General features: G+C 64.0%; 18 protein-coding genes. 3 read left to right on the top strand and 15 right to left on the bottom strand.

The genetic code is table 11. From position 1 onward, the window contains the following. Positions 1 to 256 precede the first annotated feature (256 nt). Positions 257 to 3172 (bottom strand): ATP-binding protein, encoded by a 2916-nt coding sequence (locus AYJ54_RS15195; RefSeq protein WP_245329019.1) that lies wholly within the window; start codon positions 3170 to 3172, stop codon positions 257 to 259. Between the two features lie 198 nt (positions 3173 to 3370). Beyond that, positions 3371 to 3568 carry a hypothetical protein gene (locus AYJ54_RS15190; protein ID WP_245329018.1) on the bottom strand — a complete coding sequence of 66 codons (198 nt, stop codon included), beginning with the start codon at positions 3566 to 3568 and terminating at the stop codon, positions 3371 to 3373. A gap of 142 nt (positions 3569 to 3710) precedes the next feature. On the opposite strand from AYJ54_RS15190, the gene AYJ54_RS50670 reads away from it, so the two are divergent. From AYJ54_RS50670 to AYJ54_RS15180, 3 genes are all read left to right on the top strand, one after another. After that, a complete protein-coding gene (locus AYJ54_RS50670) occupies positions 3711 to 3860 on the top strand; it encodes a hypothetical protein (protein WP_161491857.1) in 150 nt (49 codons plus the stop codon). Positions 3861 to 3995: 135 nt separating this feature from the next. Beyond that, on the top strand, positions 3996 to 4238 hold the full coding sequence (locus AYJ54_RS15185; RefSeq protein ID WP_063699688.1) for a hypothetical protein: 243 nt from the start codon (positions 3996 to 3998) through the stop codon (positions 4236 to 4238). Between the two features lie 207 nt (positions 4239 to 4445). Beyond that, on the top strand, positions 4446 to 4679 hold the full coding sequence (locus AYJ54_RS15180) for a hypothetical protein (RefSeq protein WP_063699687.1): 234 nt from the start codon (positions 4446 to 4448) through the stop codon (positions 4677 to 4679). 180 nt (positions 4680 to 4859) lie between these two features. Here AYJ54_RS15180 and AYJ54_RS15175 read toward each other — a convergent pair whose 3' ends face one another. The 13 genes from AYJ54_RS15175 to AYJ54_RS15115 all read right to left on the bottom strand — a co-directional run bounded on the left by AYJ54_RS15175 (position 4860) and on the right by AYJ54_RS15115 (position 18988). Continuing rightward, positions 4860 to 5627, bottom strand: coding sequence for an SDR family NAD(P)-dependent oxidoreductase (locus AYJ54_RS15175; RefSeq protein ID WP_063699686.1), 768 nt, complete (start codon positions 5625 to 5627; stop codon positions 4860 to 4862). Beyond that, entirely contained in the window at positions 5624 to 6733 is a 1110-nt protein-coding gene (locus AYJ54_RS15170) for an ABC transporter ATP-binding protein (protein WP_063699685.1), read from the bottom strand. Before AYJ54_RS15170 ends, AYJ54_RS15175 begins: the two co-directional genes overlap by 4 nt. A 10-nt stretch (positions 6734 to 6743) precedes the next feature. Beyond that, positions 6744 to 7601, bottom strand: a complete 858-nt coding sequence (locus AYJ54_RS15165; RefSeq protein ID WP_063699684.1) for a carbohydrate ABC transporter permease — start codon at positions 7599 to 7601, stop codon at positions 6744 to 6746. Further along, the gene (locus tag AYJ54_RS15160) at positions 7594 to 8517 is read right to left on the bottom strand and encodes a carbohydrate ABC transporter permease (protein ID WP_063699683.1); all 924 of its coding nucleotides are present in this window, start codon (positions 8515 to 8517) and stop codon (positions 7594 to 7596) included. Before AYJ54_RS15160 ends, AYJ54_RS15165 begins: the two co-directional genes overlap by 8 nt. Then, on the bottom strand, positions 8514 to 9800 hold the full coding sequence (locus tag AYJ54_RS15155) for an ABC transporter substrate-binding protein (protein ID WP_063699682.1): 1287 nt from the start codon (positions 9798 to 9800) through the stop codon (positions 8514 to 8516). Before AYJ54_RS15155 ends, AYJ54_RS15160 begins: the two co-directional genes overlap by 4 nt. A 58-nt stretch (positions 9801 to 9858) precedes the next feature. Beyond that, positions 9859 to 11031 carry an ROK family transcriptional regulator gene (locus AYJ54_RS15150; RefSeq protein ID WP_063699681.1) on the bottom strand — a complete coding sequence of 391 codons (1173 nt, stop codon included), beginning with the start codon at positions 11029 to 11031 and terminating at the stop codon, positions 9859 to 9861. A 253-nt stretch (positions 11032 to 11284) separates the two neighbouring features. Further along, the gene (locus AYJ54_RS15145) at positions 11285 to 12685 is read right to left on the bottom strand and encodes an FAD-binding oxidoreductase (RefSeq protein ID WP_063699680.1); all 1401 of its coding nucleotides are present in this window, start codon (positions 12683 to 12685) and stop codon (positions 11285 to 11287) included. Positions 12686 to 12736: 51 nt separating this feature from the next. Then, complete coding sequence (locus AYJ54_RS15140; protein WP_245329017.1) at positions 12737 to 13246, bottom strand: dihydroxyacetone kinase subunit L; 510 nt, start codon at positions 13244 to 13246, stop codon at positions 12737 to 12739. Between the two features lie 97 nt (positions 13247 to 13343). Further along, on the bottom strand, positions 13344 to 14330 hold the full coding sequence (locus AYJ54_RS15135) for a dihydroxyacetone kinase subunit DhaK (protein ID WP_063699678.1): 987 nt from the start codon (positions 14328 to 14330) through the stop codon (positions 13344 to 13346). Positions 14331 to 14415: 85 nt separating this feature from the next. Next, positions 14416 to 15912, bottom strand: coding sequence for an ATP-binding cassette domain-containing protein (locus AYJ54_RS15130; RefSeq protein ID WP_063699677.1), 1497 nt, complete (start codon positions 15910 to 15912; stop codon positions 14416 to 14418). After that, complete coding sequence (locus AYJ54_RS15125; RefSeq protein WP_063699676.1) at positions 15896 to 16894, bottom strand: branched-chain amino acid ABC transporter permease; 999 nt, start codon at positions 16892 to 16894, stop codon at positions 15896 to 15898. Before AYJ54_RS15125 ends, AYJ54_RS15130 begins: the two co-directional genes overlap by 17 nt. After that, positions 16894 to 17775 (bottom strand): branched-chain amino acid ABC transporter permease, encoded by an 882-nt coding sequence (locus AYJ54_RS15120; RefSeq protein WP_063699675.1) that lies wholly within the window; start codon positions 17773 to 17775, stop codon positions 16894 to 16896. Before AYJ54_RS15120 ends, AYJ54_RS15125 begins: the two co-directional genes overlap by 1 nt. A gap of 52 nt (positions 17776 to 17827) precedes the next feature. After that, the gene (locus AYJ54_RS15115) at positions 17828 to 18988 is read right to left on the bottom strand and encodes an ABC transporter substrate-binding protein (RefSeq protein ID WP_082905649.1); all 1161 of its coding nucleotides are present in this window, start codon (positions 18986 to 18988) and stop codon (positions 17828 to 17830) included. Positions 18989 to 19054 lie beyond the last annotated feature (66 nt).

Raw genomic sequence — 19054 nt, 5'->3', positions numbered from 1 at the left:
GCAGCGGGACGCCGTGCAATCCGGATAGAAGGGCGCGGAATCGAAAGACCCGGCCAGCAAGCCAAGGCATTCTGATCCCGGCAATGAGACACCCGGGCCAACGCGCCCACCGCGGCGCGGCCAGGATACAAGGAGCGGCACGGTGAACAAGTTGCGGAACGTTCTGGAGCACGGGGGGATGCGGCGCTCGACGAGGCCGCACGCGCATCCGATTGCATGGGTCGGATGCTGCCCCCGGGGCATCCGCCGTTCCAACCTACCCGGACGATAACTGCTTCATCATCGCTCGCGCGCGTCTTAGATCTGATGTCTCGAAACCTTCGGTGAATTGACCATATACGGACGTGAGTATGCGGTGAGCCTCGTCAGGACGATCCTGGCTGATCCTCAACCCTGCAAGACTGATCGCAGTCCTCAGTTCCCAAGACAGCGCACCTTGGCCGCGCGCAACCTCGGACGCCTTGTCGAGGGCCTGTTCGGCGGCCGCGACGGAGCGATGTGCGCCGGCCCGCAGCAGCAAGTCACCCTTGATGCGCAGAAGCTCGGCTTCGTACCAGCGCTCGTCCCTCGCATCGCATCGCGAAAGTGCCTCGTCGATTGTGGCAAGTCCCTGTGACACCTCGCCGGCCTCGCCGAGGCATGCCGCCAGTTCGCCAAGAGGAAGCAGGAAGCGCGGCAGGTAGCGAGCCTCGCCCGCCAGTTCAAGAGCCTTGCGCAGCGCGGCGAGTCCAGCGGCGACGGCGCCGCGTCGTGCTATCACGACCCCCCTGAAGGCGTGCGCCCAAACATTCCAGAGGCGGATCGGATGACGCTCGGTGTGCTCGATCAGCAAGGTACAATAGCTCTCCGCCGCGTCGAGATCACCGGCAAGGAAAGTGATCGGGCAAGCGCCCTGGCCCAGCACGCTGCAGAATGTCAGAGCATGACCGCTCGCACGGCCTTCCTCGACGTTGCGCGCGACGACGCCCAATGCCCGATCCGCGAGCCCGAGCAGCCAGAGGATGCGCGCGTGGAAGTAATGCGCCGAGGATCGCAGGTCGAACCGAAAACGGACGACCTGCGGCTTCGGCGCCAGATCCGAGAGACGGGACAGGGTCTGCCCGATATGATGGTGCGCGAGCTTCTGGTCGCCGAGATAATGCAGTGTGGTCGCGAGCAGCCGGTCGGCCATCATGCGATCGACGGAATTGCTGGAATCGGCCACGACGTCCGCGAAACGGTGCGCGAATTCGAGCGCCTTGCGGAACTCGCCATTGTTGAACTGATCGATGCACTGTCCCCAAAGCGCACGCAACCGGTAGTCGCTGTCGCCAAGCTGCTCGGCGAGCCGCAGCGTCGTCGCCCAGGCAGGACCAGCCTCGCGAGCCCGACCAACGCCATACATCAGCGACCAGCCACGCGCGGCGGACAATTGCATGCGCAACCGCGACGCGTTGGCGGCCGCATCGTCGAGGCTCGCCAACGCCAGCTCGGTACGCTCGCGGCATTCGGCAAGCAGCGACATTTGCACCCATAGCGGGATGGCCACGGCCGTCAACGCCGCTCCGATCTGCCCGTCTCCGCCGGGCGAAAATGCCCAATCGAGGCTGGTGCGCACATTGTCGATGTGCCGGCCATAGATGGCGAGCCACTCGGGCTGCGGTTTGAGTTCGCTTTCGCTCTCCGCACCGGCGAAGAACCTGCAATAATACTCAGCCTGGCGGCGGGCTGCGTCGGGATATTCTCCACTGGCTCGCAACTTCTCCAATGCATAGGCGCGCGTCGTATCCAGCAACCGATAGTATGGATGGTCGCCGCGAATGTCGGCGACGACGAGCGACTTGGCCACCAGATTCGCAAGCTGGCCGGTGACGTCGCTCACGTGCTCGCCGGAAACCGCAATCGCGGCGTCCAGCAGAAACTCTCCGGCGAATATGCTTAGCTGGCGCAGAACCCGGGCCTCGTCCTTCGGCAGCAGGTCGTAGCTCCAGTCGAGTGTCGCACGAAGCGTTTGCTGCCTGGGCAGCGCGGTGCGCCGACCGGTCGTCAGGAACTTGAACCTGTCGTCGAGAATCGCGGCAATCTTCGGCGGAGTGAGCATCACCGCGCGCGCGGCGGCAAACTCGATCGCGAGCGGAATACCGTCCAGCCGCCGGCAAATGGCCGCAACAGCTGCAAGGTTTTCCTCGTCCATCGCGAAGCTGGAGCCCAGTGCCCTCGCCCTGGTCAAGAACAAATCCGCCGCGGTGTACTCGCATATGGCCTCGGGTGCGAGGCGAGGTTCGGGCGGCACGCTCAACGTAGGCACACGATAGACATGCTCACCATCAATGCGCAGCGCTTCGCGACTGGTCGCAATGACGGTCGTCTGGGGGCAGCGACTGACGATCGTCTCGGCGAGCTTTGCCACTTCATCGACGACATGCTCGCAATTGTCGAGGATGAGCAGAAGTTGCCGGGCGCCGATGGCGCGCGCGACTGATTCCGACGAAATCTCCTCCCCTTCCAGCTTGATCCCCAGCACACCTGCAACGGCCGAAGGGACGAATGCGGGATCGGAGAGCGAGGCCAGTTCGATCAGCAATCTATCGGCGGCGAACCCGGCCGGCAGCGACCTGGCCGCCTGTAGCGCAAGCGCCGTCTTGCCGATCCCGCCAGGCCCGACGAGGCTCACAACGCGATAGGCTGAGACGAGCTCGCACAGATGCGCAATCGCTGTGCTGCGGCCGATAAGATCGAATGATGCCGTTGGAATGTTGGTCGACGGCAGCAGATCGGGTGCGGCAGATTGTAGCGGCGCACCCATCTGCCGAACCCGCCATGCTCCGTTCAGCCGGTAGCCACGTCCGACCGTTGTTCCCAGCATGTCACGATCGGCTCCAAGGGCCTTGCGGATGGCTGCAACATGCACGCGAAGGGCGCTGTCCTCGACGAAAACGCCGCGCCACACCCTTTCCGTCAGGTCGTTCTTGGAGACCAGCTCGCCCCCCGCTTGAACCAATTCCGCAAGGATTTCAAAGGCTCGCCCGCCCAGCGGAACGGGCTCACCCATGGAGCGCAACTCTCGTCTGGCAAGATCGATTTCCCATCCCGCGCTAGCGTAGACAGGACGCTGGCTTGACCCAGCTATCATGGGATAGCCCCAAGTCGTTTCTAGATTTTGCACGTAGTTTACCACCAAGCCTTTCAACAAGCGCAAGTCGCCCAAAAGACGGAGACGACGGACAAATTCGGGCCGATTTGCCCGGCGACGACATCGCCGAGCCGAGTGTGATCCCCGAACGGAAGCCGCTGCGTTGGAATGCGCGACGCAACAATCAGCGGTTGTGCTCATGATCGGGGGGCAGAACGTCAACGAGTGTGACGGGTGGATCAAGGCGGGGCGGTCGCCTCAACAGCCGCGACAGATCGATCCGTCCAGCATCTTATCGAGCCGCGCGTCGTCGCCGTCGATGGTCGGGTCCGTACCGAGCGGCGGCCCACGCATGGCGTGTCCACCAATGCCAGACGACGGCAGCGCGGTGCCCAGCGAATTCGTTCCCGGCGTAGCTGCACTCGTCCCGAGCGTCCCTCCGCTTTCCATCGACATGTGTGATCCTGAGCCGCCGCGGGCGAACGCAACGCCAGAAACCGCAAGACAGGAGACGATGCAGAAAATCCTAAGCGGCCTCATGGCTCAAACTCCGGGTGCTACGGCTTGCTGCAGCTAGAGCCGGCTGCGCGCTTTGGCCATGCACAATCGCGCGAGCAATCATGACAACCGCGACACGATCCAGGGCTCGACGCTGCACAACGCAACCTTCATGTCGCTGCGACTCCTGCCTTCGAAATTATTCCCCGATCTCGCAACAGTGATGAAGGTCCTGGTCGCGCAACAGTGACGAAGACCCACCGGCGATCGGTCCACGAATGCCTATATAGCCAGTGATAGACAACAACCCTGCGAAACGCCACCGACCGAGCAGCGATCATCGCCACGGCGACTCTCCGCACACAGCAAGCAATGGAGAATCGCTATGAGTGCATTCAATATCCTGATCACCGCGACTTTGATCTCAACTGCAACGATCTCGTCCGCTTCAGCCGCATGGTCTTTCGCGGATCAGGAGCCCGCAGCTTTTGCATCGATGTATCCCGATCGCGACGTGCTGAACGGCGGTGCGTTGACGCCGGCGGGCCGGATGGGCCTCGAGCGCCCCGGTGGCGCCGCACCGGTGTTCACCCGGCAACACGCCTACCACAGCCACCAACGCCGCTGACCAGGGGTGCCGCAGTGATCGGTCCGCTGCTCGATGGACACGCGGATGGGACAACGCTCTCATCCGACTAGCTGCAAGCCAGGCACAACTTCGTGCAAAGACGAAAATGATCGTTCGATTGATACTGCCGATCCGACGCGTGCGTACACACCTTCGTCGAGCAAGCCGCGACTATTTCCCGGCTTCACTTTGTCAAGGAGACGTTCGATGACTACACTGAAGCTCTTGTCCGCCGGACTGATCGTTGCCGCCACGCTCGCATCCCCCGCGATGGCTCGCGAAAGCAGCAAGCACCTGCGGCACACCACGGCCAACGCCTACGCGTCGGCTCAGCGCACTCCAACCGCTTCCAAGAGCGGCTGCGTCCGGGCGCCCGACGTCGGCTCGTATGCAAGTGCCCCCTGGCGCCGGCCGCCCTGCGAGCCCACCTCCGGCTACTGAGCTCGCAAGGCTGGAAAAGCCTCCTGGGGCGCAACGCAGACGTTGCCACGATCGGACCAGGAACGTTCGACGGACTGAAGGCTCTTCTGTCCTGCGCATGGAAGGGAGAATGGCAGCTTCCTCTCAAGCAACCATTCTTCCGACCAGGCAACAAAGTGCCCCACTCATGCGACGGCTTGCCTAACCGAGGCCTCCGTCGACCTGGAAGCACTGGCGCGTGATGCGCTGGCTCTCGTCGGATGCGAGGAACAGCGCCATGCGGGCGATGTCGTCGGGCGTCAACGCGTCGGGGATGGCCTGGCGCGACCGAAGCTCGCCGATCTTCTGCTCGTCCGGAAACCAGAGCCGGCGCTGGCGCTCCGTGATCACCATGCCGGGCGCGATCGCGTTGACGCGGATGCGGTCGGGCCCGACCAGCCGGGCAAGCGAGTTGGTGAAACCAACGATCGCCGCCTTCGCCGCCGCATAGGCAGGCAGCGCCGGCGCGCCGCGCATCCATGCCACCGACGACATGTTGATGATCGAGCCGCCGCCGCGCGCCTGCATCTGCGGCACGATCGCCTGCGCCGCGAAGAACACATGCTTGAGGTTGACGCCGATCATCCAGTCGAATTCGGCTGGCGTCACCTCCGAGAGAACCTGGCGTTGATCGTTGGCGGCGTTGTTGACGAGAACCGCGGCATCGCCAAGAGTTCCCCGGACCTGCGCCATCGCGGCGCGCAAGGCATCGATGTCCAGGAGGTCGCACGGCACGAACAGCGGCGCAGAGCCGGATGCGTCTGCCACCTCCTCTACCAGAGCCTCGCCTGCCTCGGTATCGATGTCGACGAAGGCGATGCGGGCCCCTTGCGCCGCGAAGGCGTGCACGAAGGCCGCACCAATGCCGCTGGCGCCTCCGGTGATCAACACCACACGGCCCGCTAGGCCGGAATAACTCGTCTCAGTCATGCGATCAGCCGCTCAGTCTCGGGGTCGAACAGGCAAATTCGGCGCGTGTCGAGCGCGAAGGCCGCGGACGCACCGGGCGTGGGCCGGATATCCGGCGTGATGCGCGCCATCGCAGGCTCACCGCCAAGGCGCAGCAACACGATCGTCTCGGCACCGGTTGGCTCAACCATCTCCACTGGCGCATTGACGATGATGGGGGCATCGCCGGCAAAGACCCGGCTGCCCTCGGCAATGCATTCGGGCCTGATCCCAAGCACCACCTCACGGCCGACAAACGGGGCCGCCGCATCGTATCCCCGCAAGCGAAGCCGAACTTCATCCGGCCGCCCCGCGCCGATCACGACCACCGGCCCGCCATTCTCGGCCTCGAGTCGTGCCCGCATCGTGTTCATCGGCGGCGAGCCCATGAACCGCGCGACGAACAGATTGGCCGGATAGCGGTACACGGTGTCGGGATCGGCGAATTGCTGCACCTCGCCCTGATGCATCACCGCGATCCGCGTCGCCATCGTCATCGCCTCAACCTGATCATGGGTGACATAGACGATGGTGGCGCCGATGCGCTGATGCAGCCGCTTGATTTCCATCCGCATCTCGACGCGCAGCTTGGCGTCGAGATTGGACAGCGGCTCATCGAACAGGAACAACAGGGGATCGCGCACCAGCGCACGCCCCATCGCAACGCGCTGACGCTGGCCACCGGAGAGCTGCGACGGCTTGCGGCCGAGCAGCGGCTCGATCTGAAGCAGCTTGGCTACATTCGCGACCGCCTTCTCCTGCTCGGCTTTCGGCACATGACGGCATTCCATGCCGAAGGTGATGTTCTGGCGCACTGTCATCGACGGATAGAGCGCGTAGGACTGGAACACCATGGCGATGTCGCGGTCCTTGGGCGGGACATCGTTGACGATGCGTCCGCCGATCTCGATCGTTCCGTCGCTGGCGCGATCGAGCCCGGCGACGATGTTGAGCAGCGTGGATTTGCCGCAGCCGGATGGCCCGACCAGCACGGTGAACTCGCCGCTCTCGATGTCGAGATCGATCCCCTTCAGCACCTCCAGATTGGCGTAACGCTTCGACAGGGCGCGAATGCTTAGTGCTGCCATGACAATCCCATCATTTTACGGCCCCGGCAGTAAGGCCGCGCACGAAGTACCTGCCGCCGAGGAGATAGATCAACAAAGTGGGCAGAGCTGCGATGATCACCGCAGCGCTCTGCACGCCGTGCTGCGGGATATCTGCGATTGCGGCGGATAGCGCGATCAGCGCGGCCGTGACGGGCTGCTGTTGGCCGGTCGTAAATGTCACGCCATAGAGGAACTCGTTCCAGATGTGCGTGAACTGCCAGATCACGGTGACGATCAAGATGGGAGACGAGAGCGGCAGAATGATACGCCAGAAAATACGAAAGAACCCGGCACCATCGATGCGCGCGGCCCTGATCAATTCATGCGGAATGGCGACATAGTAGTTTCGGCAGAACAGTGTGGTGAAGGAGAGCCCCTGGATCGTGTGAATCAGCACGAGACCCGCGAGCGTGTTGATGAGACCGATGTCGCGCAGCACGATGGTCCAGGGAAGCAGGCGCATCTGCTGGGGAAGGAAGAGGCCAAGCGTCACGATGCCGTAGATCCAGCTATCGCCGCGAAAACGCCAGAGCGACACGGCGTAACCGGCAATCGCACCAAGCATGGTGGAGATGATCGTCGCGGGAATCGTGACGAGCGCGGAGTTCAACATGTACGGCCGGATGCCGGCGCAGGTCTCAGCGACGCAGAAACCGCTCCAGGCAGCGGCGTAGTTACTCCAGGCCCATTGTTTCGGCCAGCCGATCATCGAGGCCTGCGCGATCTCCTCGTTGGTACGGAGCGAGTTCAGCACGACAACAGCCAGTGGCGCGAGATAAGCCGCCGCGATCAATGAAACGACGAGATAGATCAAAATTCGGCTCGGCGCGAAGGTTCGGTCACGCATGGGTTGCCCGCCGGAAATAACGCCACGCCGCATACGGCAGCAGCACCGCGAGAAGGATAAGCAACATGAGCACAGCCGCCGCCGCCCCCCGTCCGAGCAGGCCGCGCTGGAACATAAGGTCGTAGACGACAAGGGCCGGCAGCTGGGTCGCGATTCCGGGCCCGCCGTTGGTGAGCGCGCGGACGAGGTCGAAGGCCGAAATCGCGAACTGCAGCTGGACGACGACGACGGTTATGGTGATCGGCCACAGCGTCGGCAAAATGACGCGCCGGTAGATTCGGATCGGTCCAGCGCCGTCGATCTGCGCGGCCTTGATAATGTCGGCGTCGACGGACCGAAGGCCGGCAAGGAAGAGCGCCATGGCAAAGCCCGAAGATTGCCAGATCGCAGCGATAACGATCGTCCAGATTGCCATGTCGCGGTTGACCAGCCAGTCGAACCGGAAGGAGGTCCAGCCGAGGTCATGGACGAGCTTCTGGATCCCAATGCCAGGATTGAGCAGCCAGCTCCAGACCGTGCCGGTGACGACGAACGACACCGCCAGGGGGTATAGGAAGATGGATCGCAGCACGTTCTCGCCGCGAATGCGCTGATCGAGCAGGATCGCAAGCACCAGGCCGGTCACCAAGCTTAGCAGCACGAAAGCACTGCCGAACAGCAGCAGATTGTCGAAGGCGATCTGCCAGTTCCGCGACGCCATGACCGCAGTGTAGTTGCGCAAACCCACCCAGCCCGAGACCGGAACAAGAGTGGACGGCGTGAACGAAATCCAGATCGTCCACAGCGAAAACGAAACGAGATGCGCGGCGGAGAATAGCAGCGGCACCCAGATCATCAGATACTCGGGCAGCCGGCGCACCACGCCGGAAATCGCCGGCCGGCCCGGCCGCGTTGCTGTAGAGACGGCGTCGGTCAACGCGCGCCCTCGACGGCTTCGGCGAGGCGGGTGACCGCCTGCTCCGGCGTAATCGTCTTGTTCTTCACGTACTCGGTGATCACGTCGATCATCGCTGCGGTCAGGCCGTTTTCCTGCGCCATGTTGTGCGCGAGGCTCAGCACGGCCTGATTGTTGGCGACAGCGTCCTTGAGCGCGCTTGCGGTTCGCCGTTGACCGTCCGACCAGCCGGCACCAGAGAGGTCGACATCAGTGCGAACGGGTATCGATCCCGTGATCTGCGAATACATTGTCTGGATCGCCGGATCCATGACGAGCTGGGCCATCAACGTCTGACCGGCCTGCAGGTCGGGCTCGCTGCGCTGCCAGAATATGAAGGCATCGGCATTCAACAGGAAGACCGGCTTGGTATTGTCGCTGGGGCCCGGCGCGATCATGAAGTCGTCGAACTTGAAACCGGCGTTGCGTAATACGCCTTGCGCCCAGCCGCCCATGATCATCATGCCCATGTCGCCGTCGACGAAGCGCTTCAGGTTGGTGGCGTAGGGTTGGGCGCCGACGTTGGGGTCCATCCAGTCGGCGATCTTGCGCACCTGTGCGAAGGCAGCTTTTATCTCGGGGCCTTCCAAGGCCTTCTTGTCGAGATCCATGATGGCTGCGCGGTATGAAGCGGGACTGATGCCGGCGAAAGAGGCCTCGAATTTTTGCCCATCGTCGGGGCGGGTGCCGCCGTTGGCGATGGGATAAGTGATTCCGCCCGCCTTCATCTTTTCGGCAAGGTCATTGAAGTCAGCCCAAGTGACGGGGATCTTGTCGGCCTTGGCTTTGTCCATCGCGCGTTTGGAGAGAAACAGCATGTTGGTGCTGTAGATCTGCAATGGCAGCGCAATCCACTTGCCCCCCGGCTTATGCAATCGTGCAAGGTCTGGAGCGACAACCTTTTCGTAGCCGGCGGAAGCGACAACAGCGTCGAGATTGACGGTTGGGGCAATCTTCGACCAGGCCGCAATCTCGGGGCCCTTGAGTTGCGAACATGCCGGCGGATCGCCGGCTATGATCTGAGCGCGTAGCTTGTTCATCATCTCGGTGGTGAACCCGGGGACGGGCGAGTGCTGCCAAATCCCGCCCTTCTCCTCGAATTTCTTCCCGAGCGCCGTGATGGCCGCCCCATCGCTGCCTGCGGACCATTGCGAGATCGCGGTCAGGCGCGGCTTGACTGCTCCTTGCGCACGGGCAAAGGCCGGCAGTGCGAGCGCGGCAACAGATCCAGCGAGCAGACGGCGCCTTGTTGTTGTGATCGGCATGACAAGTTCCTCCCGGGTATGAACTTCGCAACGCGAAACCGCACAGCTTCAGGGCATCTCAGGCAGCCTCCGTCGAGGCGGCCGGCATGCCGCCGCGGCAGGCAAAACAGAACGCGGCGAACGCCAGCGCGGCTCTCGGATCGTTGCCGTTCGACGGCGGCACGAAAGCGAGCGACACCTGCGCGAGCTTGCGGCCGCCGAGCAGGCAGGCATCGATGCCGTCGACGAGCGCCTTGCGATCGTCGTCCGCGAGAAGCGACGGCCAGCCGGAGATGGCAACGCCACCACAGGGCTTTACGTTCAGCGTGTTCCCGATCGCAAGGCCAAGCCGGTACAGGCGGTGCCGCAACTCCTGCCGCACGCGGGGCGAAATCGGAATCGCCATGACCCAATCGCTGCCGAGCTGGAGCAACTCCGGCTCGGGCACGCCGAGAAGCCCGGCCAGTGCGGGAAGAGACGTATAGGCCTCGACACAGCCGTCATGGCCGCAGCGGCAACGCGGCCCTCCCTCGCCGAACACCATGTGGCCGAGCTCAACGGGCTGCAAGGCGTCAGCCTCGATCGCATCGTCCACCCAGGCGCCAGCAACGCCCTGGCCGACGAAGACGAACAGATGCGTACCGCTGAACGGATAATCTTCCGTGCGGCAGCGATGAAACGTGGCATGGGCTACGACCGAATTGGTGAACGTGACCGGCACGCCCGCTAACAACTCGCCAAACATGCTGCGCATGCGCCCGACATCGCAGGGAATGATGGGATTTCCAGATACGCTCAACCGGCCAAGGCCGGGGACGGAGACACCGATCTGCGACAACCTGATCCGGCGTCGCCGCGTCCAGTCGTGCAGCAATGTCAGCGCCTCGAGAAACACGCGGCCGACGGATTCGATGGTCGGTGCTTTCGGCAGCGGCAAACGCTCGGTGTAGTGCAGTTCGCCCGACATGCTGCCGACACCCACACTCAACCGCTGACCGTTGAGCTCAATGGCCGCCAGCGCCACGGAACCGTCGAGGGATACGAGACCTGTCGGGCCGCCGAAGTATGGCGCAGGCCGCCGGACCTCCTCGATCAGCCCTTCGGCCTTCAGGTCAAACAGGATGCGCGACAGGCTTGCCTCGGACAGGCGCACTGCCTTGGCCAAAGGTGGCCGAAACATGCCGCCCGATTGAAGCAGATGCCCCAGGATGGCCGCACGCGTCTGCCGCCGACTTCTCGGCTGCTCAGACATTTCCGTCCCCGTCATCATTCTTACTTAGTGTAAGAATGTGCGCGCAGAGCATTTCGCCTGTCAAGGCATTTGCAGGCTCAATGCAGGAACCTGTTATTGTGCGCGGCAGCAAGATCTGGGCGCGGACTCATCAGTCAAAGCCGCCGCCTCGTTGCGCTCGATTCCGCGGCCTGTTTCGCCAGCTTCGAGAGCGGCCGCCGATGCAGGCGACGTGGCATTCGGCCAGCTGAGTGCGCAGGCATAGCCGGCTCCCTCAAGGATAGAGCTTTCCCGGGTTCATGATCCCGTTTGGATCGAGCGCGTTCTTCACAGCCTTCATCAGGTCAACGCCCTCGCCATGTTCCGTCTGCATGTGCACGATCTTGTGCAGCCCCACGCCGTGTTCGCCCGAGCAGGTTCCGCCCATGGCGATGGCGCGGCGCGCGGTGCGGAAGGCGAGCGCCTCGGCACGTTCGGTCTCGTCGGCGTCGCTGGGATCAAAGAGGATGCCGAGGTGGAAATTTCCGTCGCCAACATGGCCCACGATCGGCGCGGTTAATCCGGACGCGACGATGTCCGCCTTGGTCTCCAGCAGGCAGGCCGGCAGGGCCGAGATCGGCACGCAGGCATCGGTTCCCATGTTGGCCTTGCCGGGCGCGAGCGCCCTCACCGCCTGATAAGAATTGTGGCGCGCCTTCCACAGCCGGGTCCGGTCTTCGGGCCGCTCGGCGAATTGAAACGCGCCGCCACCGTGATCTGCGGTGATCGCCTGCATCGTCTCGACGTCCTCGCGCACGCCGTTCGGCGATCCCTGGAATTCGAGGAACAGCGTCGGCGTCTCCTCGTAGTCGAGCTTCGAGTAGCGGATTGCGGCACGCATCTGAACTTCGTCAAGCAGTTCGATGCGCGCCATCTTCAGATTGGACTGGAGCGCCATCACCACGGCCGCGACGGCCCCCTCGAGCGAAGCGAACTGGCAGACGGCGGCGACGGTCGACTCCGGCACGCCGTAAAGCTTGAGCTGAATTTCCGTGATGACGCCGAGCGTGCCCTCGCTGCCGACGTAGAGATGCGTGAGATCGAGACCGGCGGAGGTTTTGCGCGCGCGGCTCCCGGTTCGCACGATACGGCCGTCGGGCGTGACGACGGTGAGGCCAAGAACGTTCTCGCGCATCGTGCCATAGCGCACCGCATTGGTGCCGGAGGCCCGCGTCGAGGCCATGCCGCCGATCGAGGCGTTGGCGCCGGGATCGACCGGAAAGAACAGGCCGGTGTCGCGGATATGCGCGTTCAGGGCCTCGCGCGTCACACCTGCCTGGACACGGCAGTCGAGCGAGTCCGGCGAAACCTCTAGGATCTCGTCGAACCGGGTCATGTCGAGCGACACGCCACCGGCAAGCGCGGCGAGTTGGCCCTCCAGTGAGGACCCTGCGCCAAAGGGCGTGACCGGCACCCGATGCTCGTTGCACAGCGCGAGAACGAATGCGACCTCTTCATTGGTCTCGGGGAAGACCACGAGATCTGGCATGCCGACCGCCGGCAGGCCTTCGCCATGGCTGTGCTGATCAAGAACGGCCTGCGAGACCGTCACGCGCGCACCCAAGCGTTCGGCGAGCCGCGCGCGCACATTGGCGATGGTTTTGGGTTTCGGGCGCGGCAGGGCGTGGACGTTCATGTCGGCCTCCGTTGTAAGCCTGCCTCCATCTGCACCACGGCAGTCCGTCTTTCAAGCGGCGACGGCGGCAAGCAGGCGGGAAAAGGCGAGCATGCCGGGATCATCAAGGCCGACCGTCTTGTCGCCGAACATGCGCGCGCGGCCAAGCTTGTTGGGCCGGTCGCGGTACGCATCAAGCGTGTCGCGCGCCTCCTTCCGCGCGGCCGCGACGACCTCCTCGCGCGTCCTACAAGGCATCACAGCAACGGCCACGGCATCGATGATGTCGACGATGGTCTTGTCCCCGAGCTTCGCGCCCCCGCGCGCCATCATCTGGTCGCGGACAGATGCCAACAACCCGCCGAGCTCGTCCCATCCGATCTCCCCTCGTCCCTTCGTTGCCTTGGCGAGCGTCATCATTGCAACCGTGACCAGGGTTCCCAGGCTCGATCCGGTGCCGCTGGCGCACGCTTTTGCGCAGGCCTGGAAGACGAGGCCAATGTCATTCTCCCGCGCGGGAATGGCGGCAGCAATGGCCTCGAACAGGCGGCGCAGCATGACGCCGGTGTCGCCGTCGCCCATCCTGCCGTCCGCAGCGTTTAGCTCGTCCTGTGCGAGCGCGGCCGCGTCCCTGGCGCGGAGCGCGGCATGGCGCAACGTATTCGCCGTGATCGACACGTCACACCCTCCAGAACGGACAGGCGCAGGGCGCAGCCAACAGCTTTTCGCGCTCGGCATCGAGGTGGATCAGGCTGATCGAAAGCCCAGCCATCTCCATCGACGTGACGTAATGCCCGACCAGCGGTCGCACGATGGTCAATCCCTCCTTCTTGAGGAGCGCTGCGACACGGCGATAGACGATGAACAATTCCTCGAGCGGCGTCGCGCCGAGGCTGTTCACCAGCACCGAGACGCGCCCCGACGGGCTGGCGACCGGATCCGCAAGCAGACGCCTGACCATTTCGTCGGCGACGTCATCAGCCGAGCGAAGCTTGTCGCGCCAGATGCCGGGCTCGCCATGGATGCCCATGCCCATCTCGATTTCATCAGGTCCGATCTCGAAGGTCGCCTTAGCCGCGCCGGGAATCTGGCAGGGTGACAGTGCAACCCCGATCGTTCGGGCGGCATCAACGGCAGCCTGAGCCGTCGCGGTCACCTCTGCAAGGTCGGCGCCCGTCTCAGCCTTCGCGCCTGCGATCTTGTAGGCATAAATGATTCCCGCAACGCCACGCCGCCTGGTGCCCTCCTCCGGAGCCGCCGAGGCGATATCGTCGGTGCCAAGCACGGTCGTGGTTTTGATTCCATCCATCTCGACCATTTCGCCTGCGAGGTCGAAATTCATGCGGTCGCCGCCGTAGTTGCCGTAGAGCCGCAGCACCCCGCGCTCACCGTCGGCGGTATGGATCGCCTGCACGCAGGAATCGACGGATGGTCCTGCGAAGACATCGCCGACGGCGCAAGCGTCGAGCAGCCCCTCGCCGACATAGCCGGTAAACAGCGGCAGATGCCCGGCCCCGCCGCCCGAGACGATGCCGACCTTGCCTTTCCTCGCTCCACCGGCGCGGCACACGACGCGTCCCTCGTGAACCAGCGAGGGATGGGCCGCGACGAGCCCGGCGAGCATCTCATCGACGAAGGCGTCGGGTGAATTCATCAGCTTCTTCATTGCAGAACTCCAGCGACTAAAACGCCAATGCCGTGCCTGCCCGCGACGTCGCCTGCGATCGGGGGCATTGAATTGGTCGGCCGGACTACTCCGCGGCCTCGCCATGACCGAGATAGGCGCCCATCAGCCGCGGATCGCGCGCAACCTCGGCGGCGCTTCCCTCCGCGACGATGCGTCCCGAGCTCAGCACATACCCGCGATGCGCGACGGAGAGCGCCATCCGAGCGTTCTGCTCCACCAGCAGGATCGCAGTCCCCTGGCGGTTGACCTCGACGAGCTTGCCGAACATCTGCTCGACCAGGAGCGGCGCCAATCCAAGCGAGGGCTCGTCGAGCAGCAGCAGGCGCGGGCGGCTCATCAGCGCGCGCGCAATCGCGAGCATCTGCTGCTCGCCACCAGAGAGGGAGAAGGCGAGCGATGCCGACAGACGCTTGAGGTTGGGAAAGAGTTCGAGCATCTCCTCGATCAACCCCGCGAGCTCGGCGTGCGACCGTCCATAGGCGCCGATCTTGAGGTTCTCGATAACGGTCAGGCCGCCGAACAGCCGCCGCCGTTCGGGAACGAGCGCAAGGCCCATTCCAACGAGACGCTCGGTCGGCTCCCTGATCACCTCATGACCGCTGAACCGCACCGAGCCGGATGCCTGCGCCAGGCGCGAGATCGCCTTCAGCGTCGAAGACTTCCCGGCCCCGTTGTTGCCGAGCAGCGTCACGAACTCGCCGACGCCGACCTTGAGCGACACCTGTCGCACCGCTTCGATGTCGCCATAGCGGACGAGAAGATCGACGACCTCGAGCAATGGCGCGCCGGTGCCCTCACTGGCGCGGCCAACCTGCTCATGCAGCCCCTCCTCGCGATCGGCGCGGCCGAGATAGGCCTCGATGACGGCGCCGTTGCTCTGGATCTCGGCCGGCGCGCCCTTGGCCAGGACCTTGCCGAAATTGAGCACAGTGATGCGGTCGGCGAGTGTCATCACCACTTCCATCTCGTGCTCGATCAGGAGGATCGTCATGCCGCGCGCATGCATCTGGCGGATCACCTCGATGAGGCGCGCTGTCTCGGCGTGGTTGAGGCCGCCATGCGGCTCATCCAGCAGCACCAGACGTGGCTCCAGCGCGAGCGCCTTGGCGATTTCCAATAGACGCCTTTGCCCCTGCGGCAGCGAGGCGGCATTCGCGTCGGCAACATCGGCGAGCCCGACGAACCCGATGATCTCCTCGACCCGACGCGCGTTGTCCTGGTCAAAGCGCCAGGGATGCGCCCGTCCGTGTCGCGCGGCGAGGACATTCTGGCGCACCGTCATCGAGCCGAACAGGCGGGTGTTCTGGAACGTGCGTGCCAGCCCCATCGCCGCGAGCTGATGCAGCGGCTTGGAGGTGACGACAGTGCCTTCGAAGCGCACCTCGCCAGCGGTCGGGGCGTAGATGCCGCTGATGACGTTGAACAGCGTGGTCTTGCCCGACCCGTTGGGACCGATCACGGCATGGATCGTGCCCCGCGCGACCGCGAGCGACACGTCGTCAAGCGCGGTCAGGCCGCCGAAGCGCTTGGTGACACCCGAGAGCTCAAGCAGCGCGTTCATGATGCGTCACATCCGATCGTGCATAAGATTGGCCGCGCCGCCGCAGACTGCGAAACGCGGAGAGAACGAGTCCGGAGAGACCGGCGGGAAAGAAGGTGATCACAAGGATGACCATGACGCCGAAGACGGCGAAGTAGTATTCCTGCATGAAGCGCAAGAGCTCGGGCACGAAAGTGTAGAGGATCGCGCCGAGCACGGCGCCAAGGGAGCTGCCGAGGCCGCCGACCACAGCCATCGCAAGATAGGAGAAAGTCGACTGCCAGGAGAACACGTCCGGGCTGATATAGCCGCGCAGCAGAACGTAGCAGATGCCGGCGAGACCGCCATAAGCCGCCGAAATCACGAACAGCATGATCTTCAGCCGCGAGATGTCGACGCCGATGGCCTGAGCAGCGAGGGGATCGTCGCGCAGCGCGCGGATGCGCAAGCCCAGCGGTCCGTTGGCTATCCAGACCTGGAGCAGATAGGCGCAGGCGACGATCGCGAGCAACACCCACAGCATCTTGTCGTTTTCACCGGCGAGCCCGATGCCCGGGATCGCGGTGATGCCGTTGGCACCGTTGGTCAGCCCCTCCCAGTTCACCAGCAGCCGTTCGACGATCAGTGCGAAGGCAAGCGTGCACAGCGCGAGATAATGGCCCTTCAGGCGCAAAGTCGGCCAGCCCAGCGCCATCCCCACCATGGCGGAGAGTGCGATGGCGCCCACCGCCGCGACCGGCACTGGCAAGCCGGCGGCCTGGAGCAGCGTGAAGCCATATGCCCCGATACCGAAAAACGCGCATTGCGCGAGCGACATCTGACCGCCGAAGCCAAGAATGAAATTGAGCCCGAGCACCAGGAGGATATTGATCAGGGTCACATCGGCGACCTGGAGATAGTACAACGACAAGGACCGCGGCAGGATCAGGCCACAGAGGATCGCAGCACCAATCACCACGATGGCGAGTGTGCGCATCGTCAACATGCTTCCGTCGGCAGTCATCACGGACGCTCCAGTTCGAGTTCGCCAAAGATCCCCTGCGGACGGAACATCAGGACCGCGATCAGCACGCCGAACGCGATGACGTCGATATATTCCGACGAGATGTAGAAAGAGCCCGCCGACTCGATGACGCCGAAGATCAAGCCGCCGACGAGCGCGCCGGGAATCGAGCCGAAGCCGCCGAGGATGGTCGCGGCGAAGGCACGGAGCGAAAGATTGACGCCCATATCGGAGGACACATACGACAGCGGAGCGATCAGCCAGCCCGCCAGAGCCGCCAGCATGGTGGCGTAGGCAAAGATGAAGGCGATGATGCGGGCGGTGGGAATGCCCATCAGCCGCGCGGCCTCGGCATCCTGCGCGGTGGCGCGCATCGCGCGGCCGAGCGCGGTATGCTGGAAGAGCGCATGCTGGATCGCCATCATGACCGCGAGCGCCGCCAGGATGACGAGATACTGCGCGTAGATCGTGGAGCCGAACAGATGCACGGACGTCGTGCCCAGGGGGCCGGCGAAATTCAGCGGCTGCGGTCCCCAGATGATCACGGCGATGTTCTGGAGTGCCATTGAGAGGCCGAGCGTCGCCACGATCGCCGACAATTGCGGCGCGTTGCGCAAGGGGTGGTAGATGCCCCAGGCGAGCGCGGCGCCGAAGATGCCGAGGATCACGAGCATTGTGATGAGGTTCAGCCACAGCGGCATCCCGAGCCGGTTGGCGAGCCAGCCGACCGAGACGAAGGCTCCGAGCATCACCAGGTCGCCCTGGGCAAAATTGACCAGGGAGACCGCGTTCCAGATCAACGTATAACCGAGCGCCACAAGCGAGTAGGCCGCGCCGACCGCCAATCCCACCAGCACGATCTGAACAAACGTCTGCAACATCGCATGATCCCGTCAGGCTGCCCGCCGCCGGAAGTCCGGCGGCGCGGCGCGCTCATGAGCTGCTGATGACCTTGACGATCTCCGGCTTGCCGCGGGTGACCTTGGTGATGATGCCGGAATGAGTCATGTCGCCGTTGTCCGTCCAGCCGTAGCGCGTGACGATACCCTGGAAGTCGCGGATCGCGGTCAGCGCGCGCTGAATTCCCTCGCCTGTTATCGGATCGGCCTGCTGCATCGCCGCAATGATCAGCTTGGCCGCATCGTGATAGACCGTGGCGTAGAGCTCGGGCTCATCGCCCGGATAGGCCGCGGCATAGAGCTTCTTCCAGCTCTGCACGCGCTCGTCCGGATTGTCCTTCACGAACTCGCCGATCGCCATGCATCCGTCGGCGCCCTCGCCGGCAAGGCCGAGGAAGATCGGCTGCGAGAACGCCGTATTGCCGGCGATGCCGAATTTGACACCGAGCGTCTTGCTCTGCTTGGCGATCAGCCCTGCCGGCTGATCGTCGGTCCAGACGATGATGCCGTCGACGCCAGCCTGCTGGAAGGCCAGGATCTGTGAGGTGTAGTCCTTGGTCGCATCGGTGTGGGCCTGCACCAGCACCGGCTCGACATTGCGCTTGGTCAAGGACGCTTTGACCACCGCAATCCCGGACTGCCCGAAGGCGGTGTTGACGTAGCCGAGCCCGATTTTCTTCCATTGCAGATCTTCGGTGACGTATTTGACCAGGAGGTCCGCACCGATCGCGTCGTTCAGGCGCACGCGAAACACCCACGGGCTGCCCTGCTGGGTGACGACCGGTCCGGTCGCACCGGTCAGGCACGGGATCTTGTATTTGGCCAGCAACGGCACGTTCGGCAGGATGCCGGGCGTGTAGTGCGGCCCCACCAGCGCCACGACCTCGTCCTGCGTCGCGAGCTTGGTGACGGCATTGGCCGCCGCGGTCGGGTTCGGTCCGAGATCGTCGGCGATGCGCACTTCGATCATGCGTCCCTTGATGCCGCCCTTGTCGTTGACCTGCTTCACCGCGATCGCAACGCCGCTCTTCATCCACTGGCCGTTCTGGGCGAACTGGCCCGTCATCGGCCCGGATATGCCGATGCGGATGGGATCGGCCGCCCGTGCACGGCTAAGGATCGCAGGCGTGGCAAGTGGCGCGAGCGCAATGCCTTTGATCAAACTGCGTCGAGAGAAGCGCAAGGGATGGAGCATGGCTGTTTCCTCTGTGAGTTTTGCGATACCGCCTCATCTCGGGCGACTGGTTGTGCGAGCAGGATC

This window comes from Bradyrhizobium centrolobii (assembly GCF_001641635.1).
In the GTDB taxonomy this organism is placed as follows: Bacteria; Pseudomonadota; Alphaproteobacteria; order Rhizobiales; family Xanthobacteraceae; genus Bradyrhizobium; species Bradyrhizobium centrolobii.
This window is presented reverse-complemented; position numbering and strand designations above follow the sequence as displayed.

Excerpts from the sequence above, each read along its gene's own strand:
- AYJ54_RS15165 (WP_063699684.1), bottom strand. The coding sequence starts at position 7,601 with ATGCGTGACCGAACCTTCGCGCCGAGCCGAATTTTGATCTATCTCGTC.
- AYJ54_RS15180 (WP_063699687.1), top strand. The coding sequence starts at position 4,446 with ATGACTACACTGAAGCTCTTGTCCGCCGGACTGATCGTTGCCGCCACG.
- AYJ54_RS15115 (WP_082905649.1), bottom strand. The coding sequence starts at position 18,988 with ATGCTCCATCCCTTGCGCTTCTCTCGACGCAGTTTGATCAAAGGCATT.
- AYJ54_RS15140 (WP_245329017.1), bottom strand. The coding sequence starts at position 13,246 with ATGGGCGACGGCGACACCGGCGTCATGCTGCGCCGCCTGTTCGAGGCC.
- AYJ54_RS50670 (WP_161491857.1), top strand. The coding sequence starts at position 3,711 with ATGCACAATCGCGCGAGCAATCATGACAACCGCGACACGATCCAGGGC.
- AYJ54_RS15145 (WP_063699680.1), bottom strand. The coding sequence starts at position 12,685 with ATGAACGTCCACGCCCTGCCGCGCCCGAAACCCAAAACCATCGCCAAT.
- AYJ54_RS15130 (WP_063699677.1), bottom strand. The coding sequence starts at position 15,912 with ATGAACGCGCTGCTTGAGCTCTCGGGTGTCACCAAGCGCTTCGGCGGC.
- AYJ54_RS15175 (WP_063699686.1), bottom strand. The coding sequence starts at position 5,627 with ATGACTGAGACGAGTTATTCCGGCCTAGCGGGCCGTGTGGTGTTGATC.
- AYJ54_RS15170 (WP_063699685.1), bottom strand. The coding sequence starts at position 6,733 with ATGGCAGCACTAAGCATTCGCGCCCTGTCGAAGCGTTACGCCAATCTG.
- AYJ54_RS15150 (WP_063699681.1), bottom strand. The coding sequence starts at position 11,031 with ATGTCTGAGCAGCCGAGAAGTCGGCGGCAGACGCGTGCGGCCATCCTG.
- AYJ54_RS15125 (WP_063699676.1), bottom strand. The coding sequence starts at position 16,894 with ATGACTGCCGACGGAAGCATGTTGACGATGCGCACACTCGCCATCGTG.
- AYJ54_RS15155 (WP_063699682.1), bottom strand. The coding sequence starts at position 9,800 with ATGCCGATCACAACAACAAGGCGCCGTCTGCTCGCTGGATCTGTTGCC.
- AYJ54_RS15135 (WP_063699678.1), bottom strand. The coding sequence starts at position 14,330 with ATGAAGAAGCTGATGAATTCACCCGACGCCTTCGTCGATGAGATGCTC.
- AYJ54_RS15120 (WP_063699675.1), bottom strand. The coding sequence starts at position 17,775 with ATGTTGCAGACGTTTGTTCAGATCGTGCTGGTGGGATTGGCGGTCGGC.
- AYJ54_RS15185 (WP_063699688.1), top strand. The coding sequence starts at position 3,996 with ATGAGTGCATTCAATATCCTGATCACCGCGACTTTGATCTCAACTGCA.
- AYJ54_RS15190 (WP_245329018.1), bottom strand. The coding sequence starts at position 3,568 with ATGTCGATGGAAAGCGGAGGGACGCTCGGGACGAGTGCAGCTACGCCG.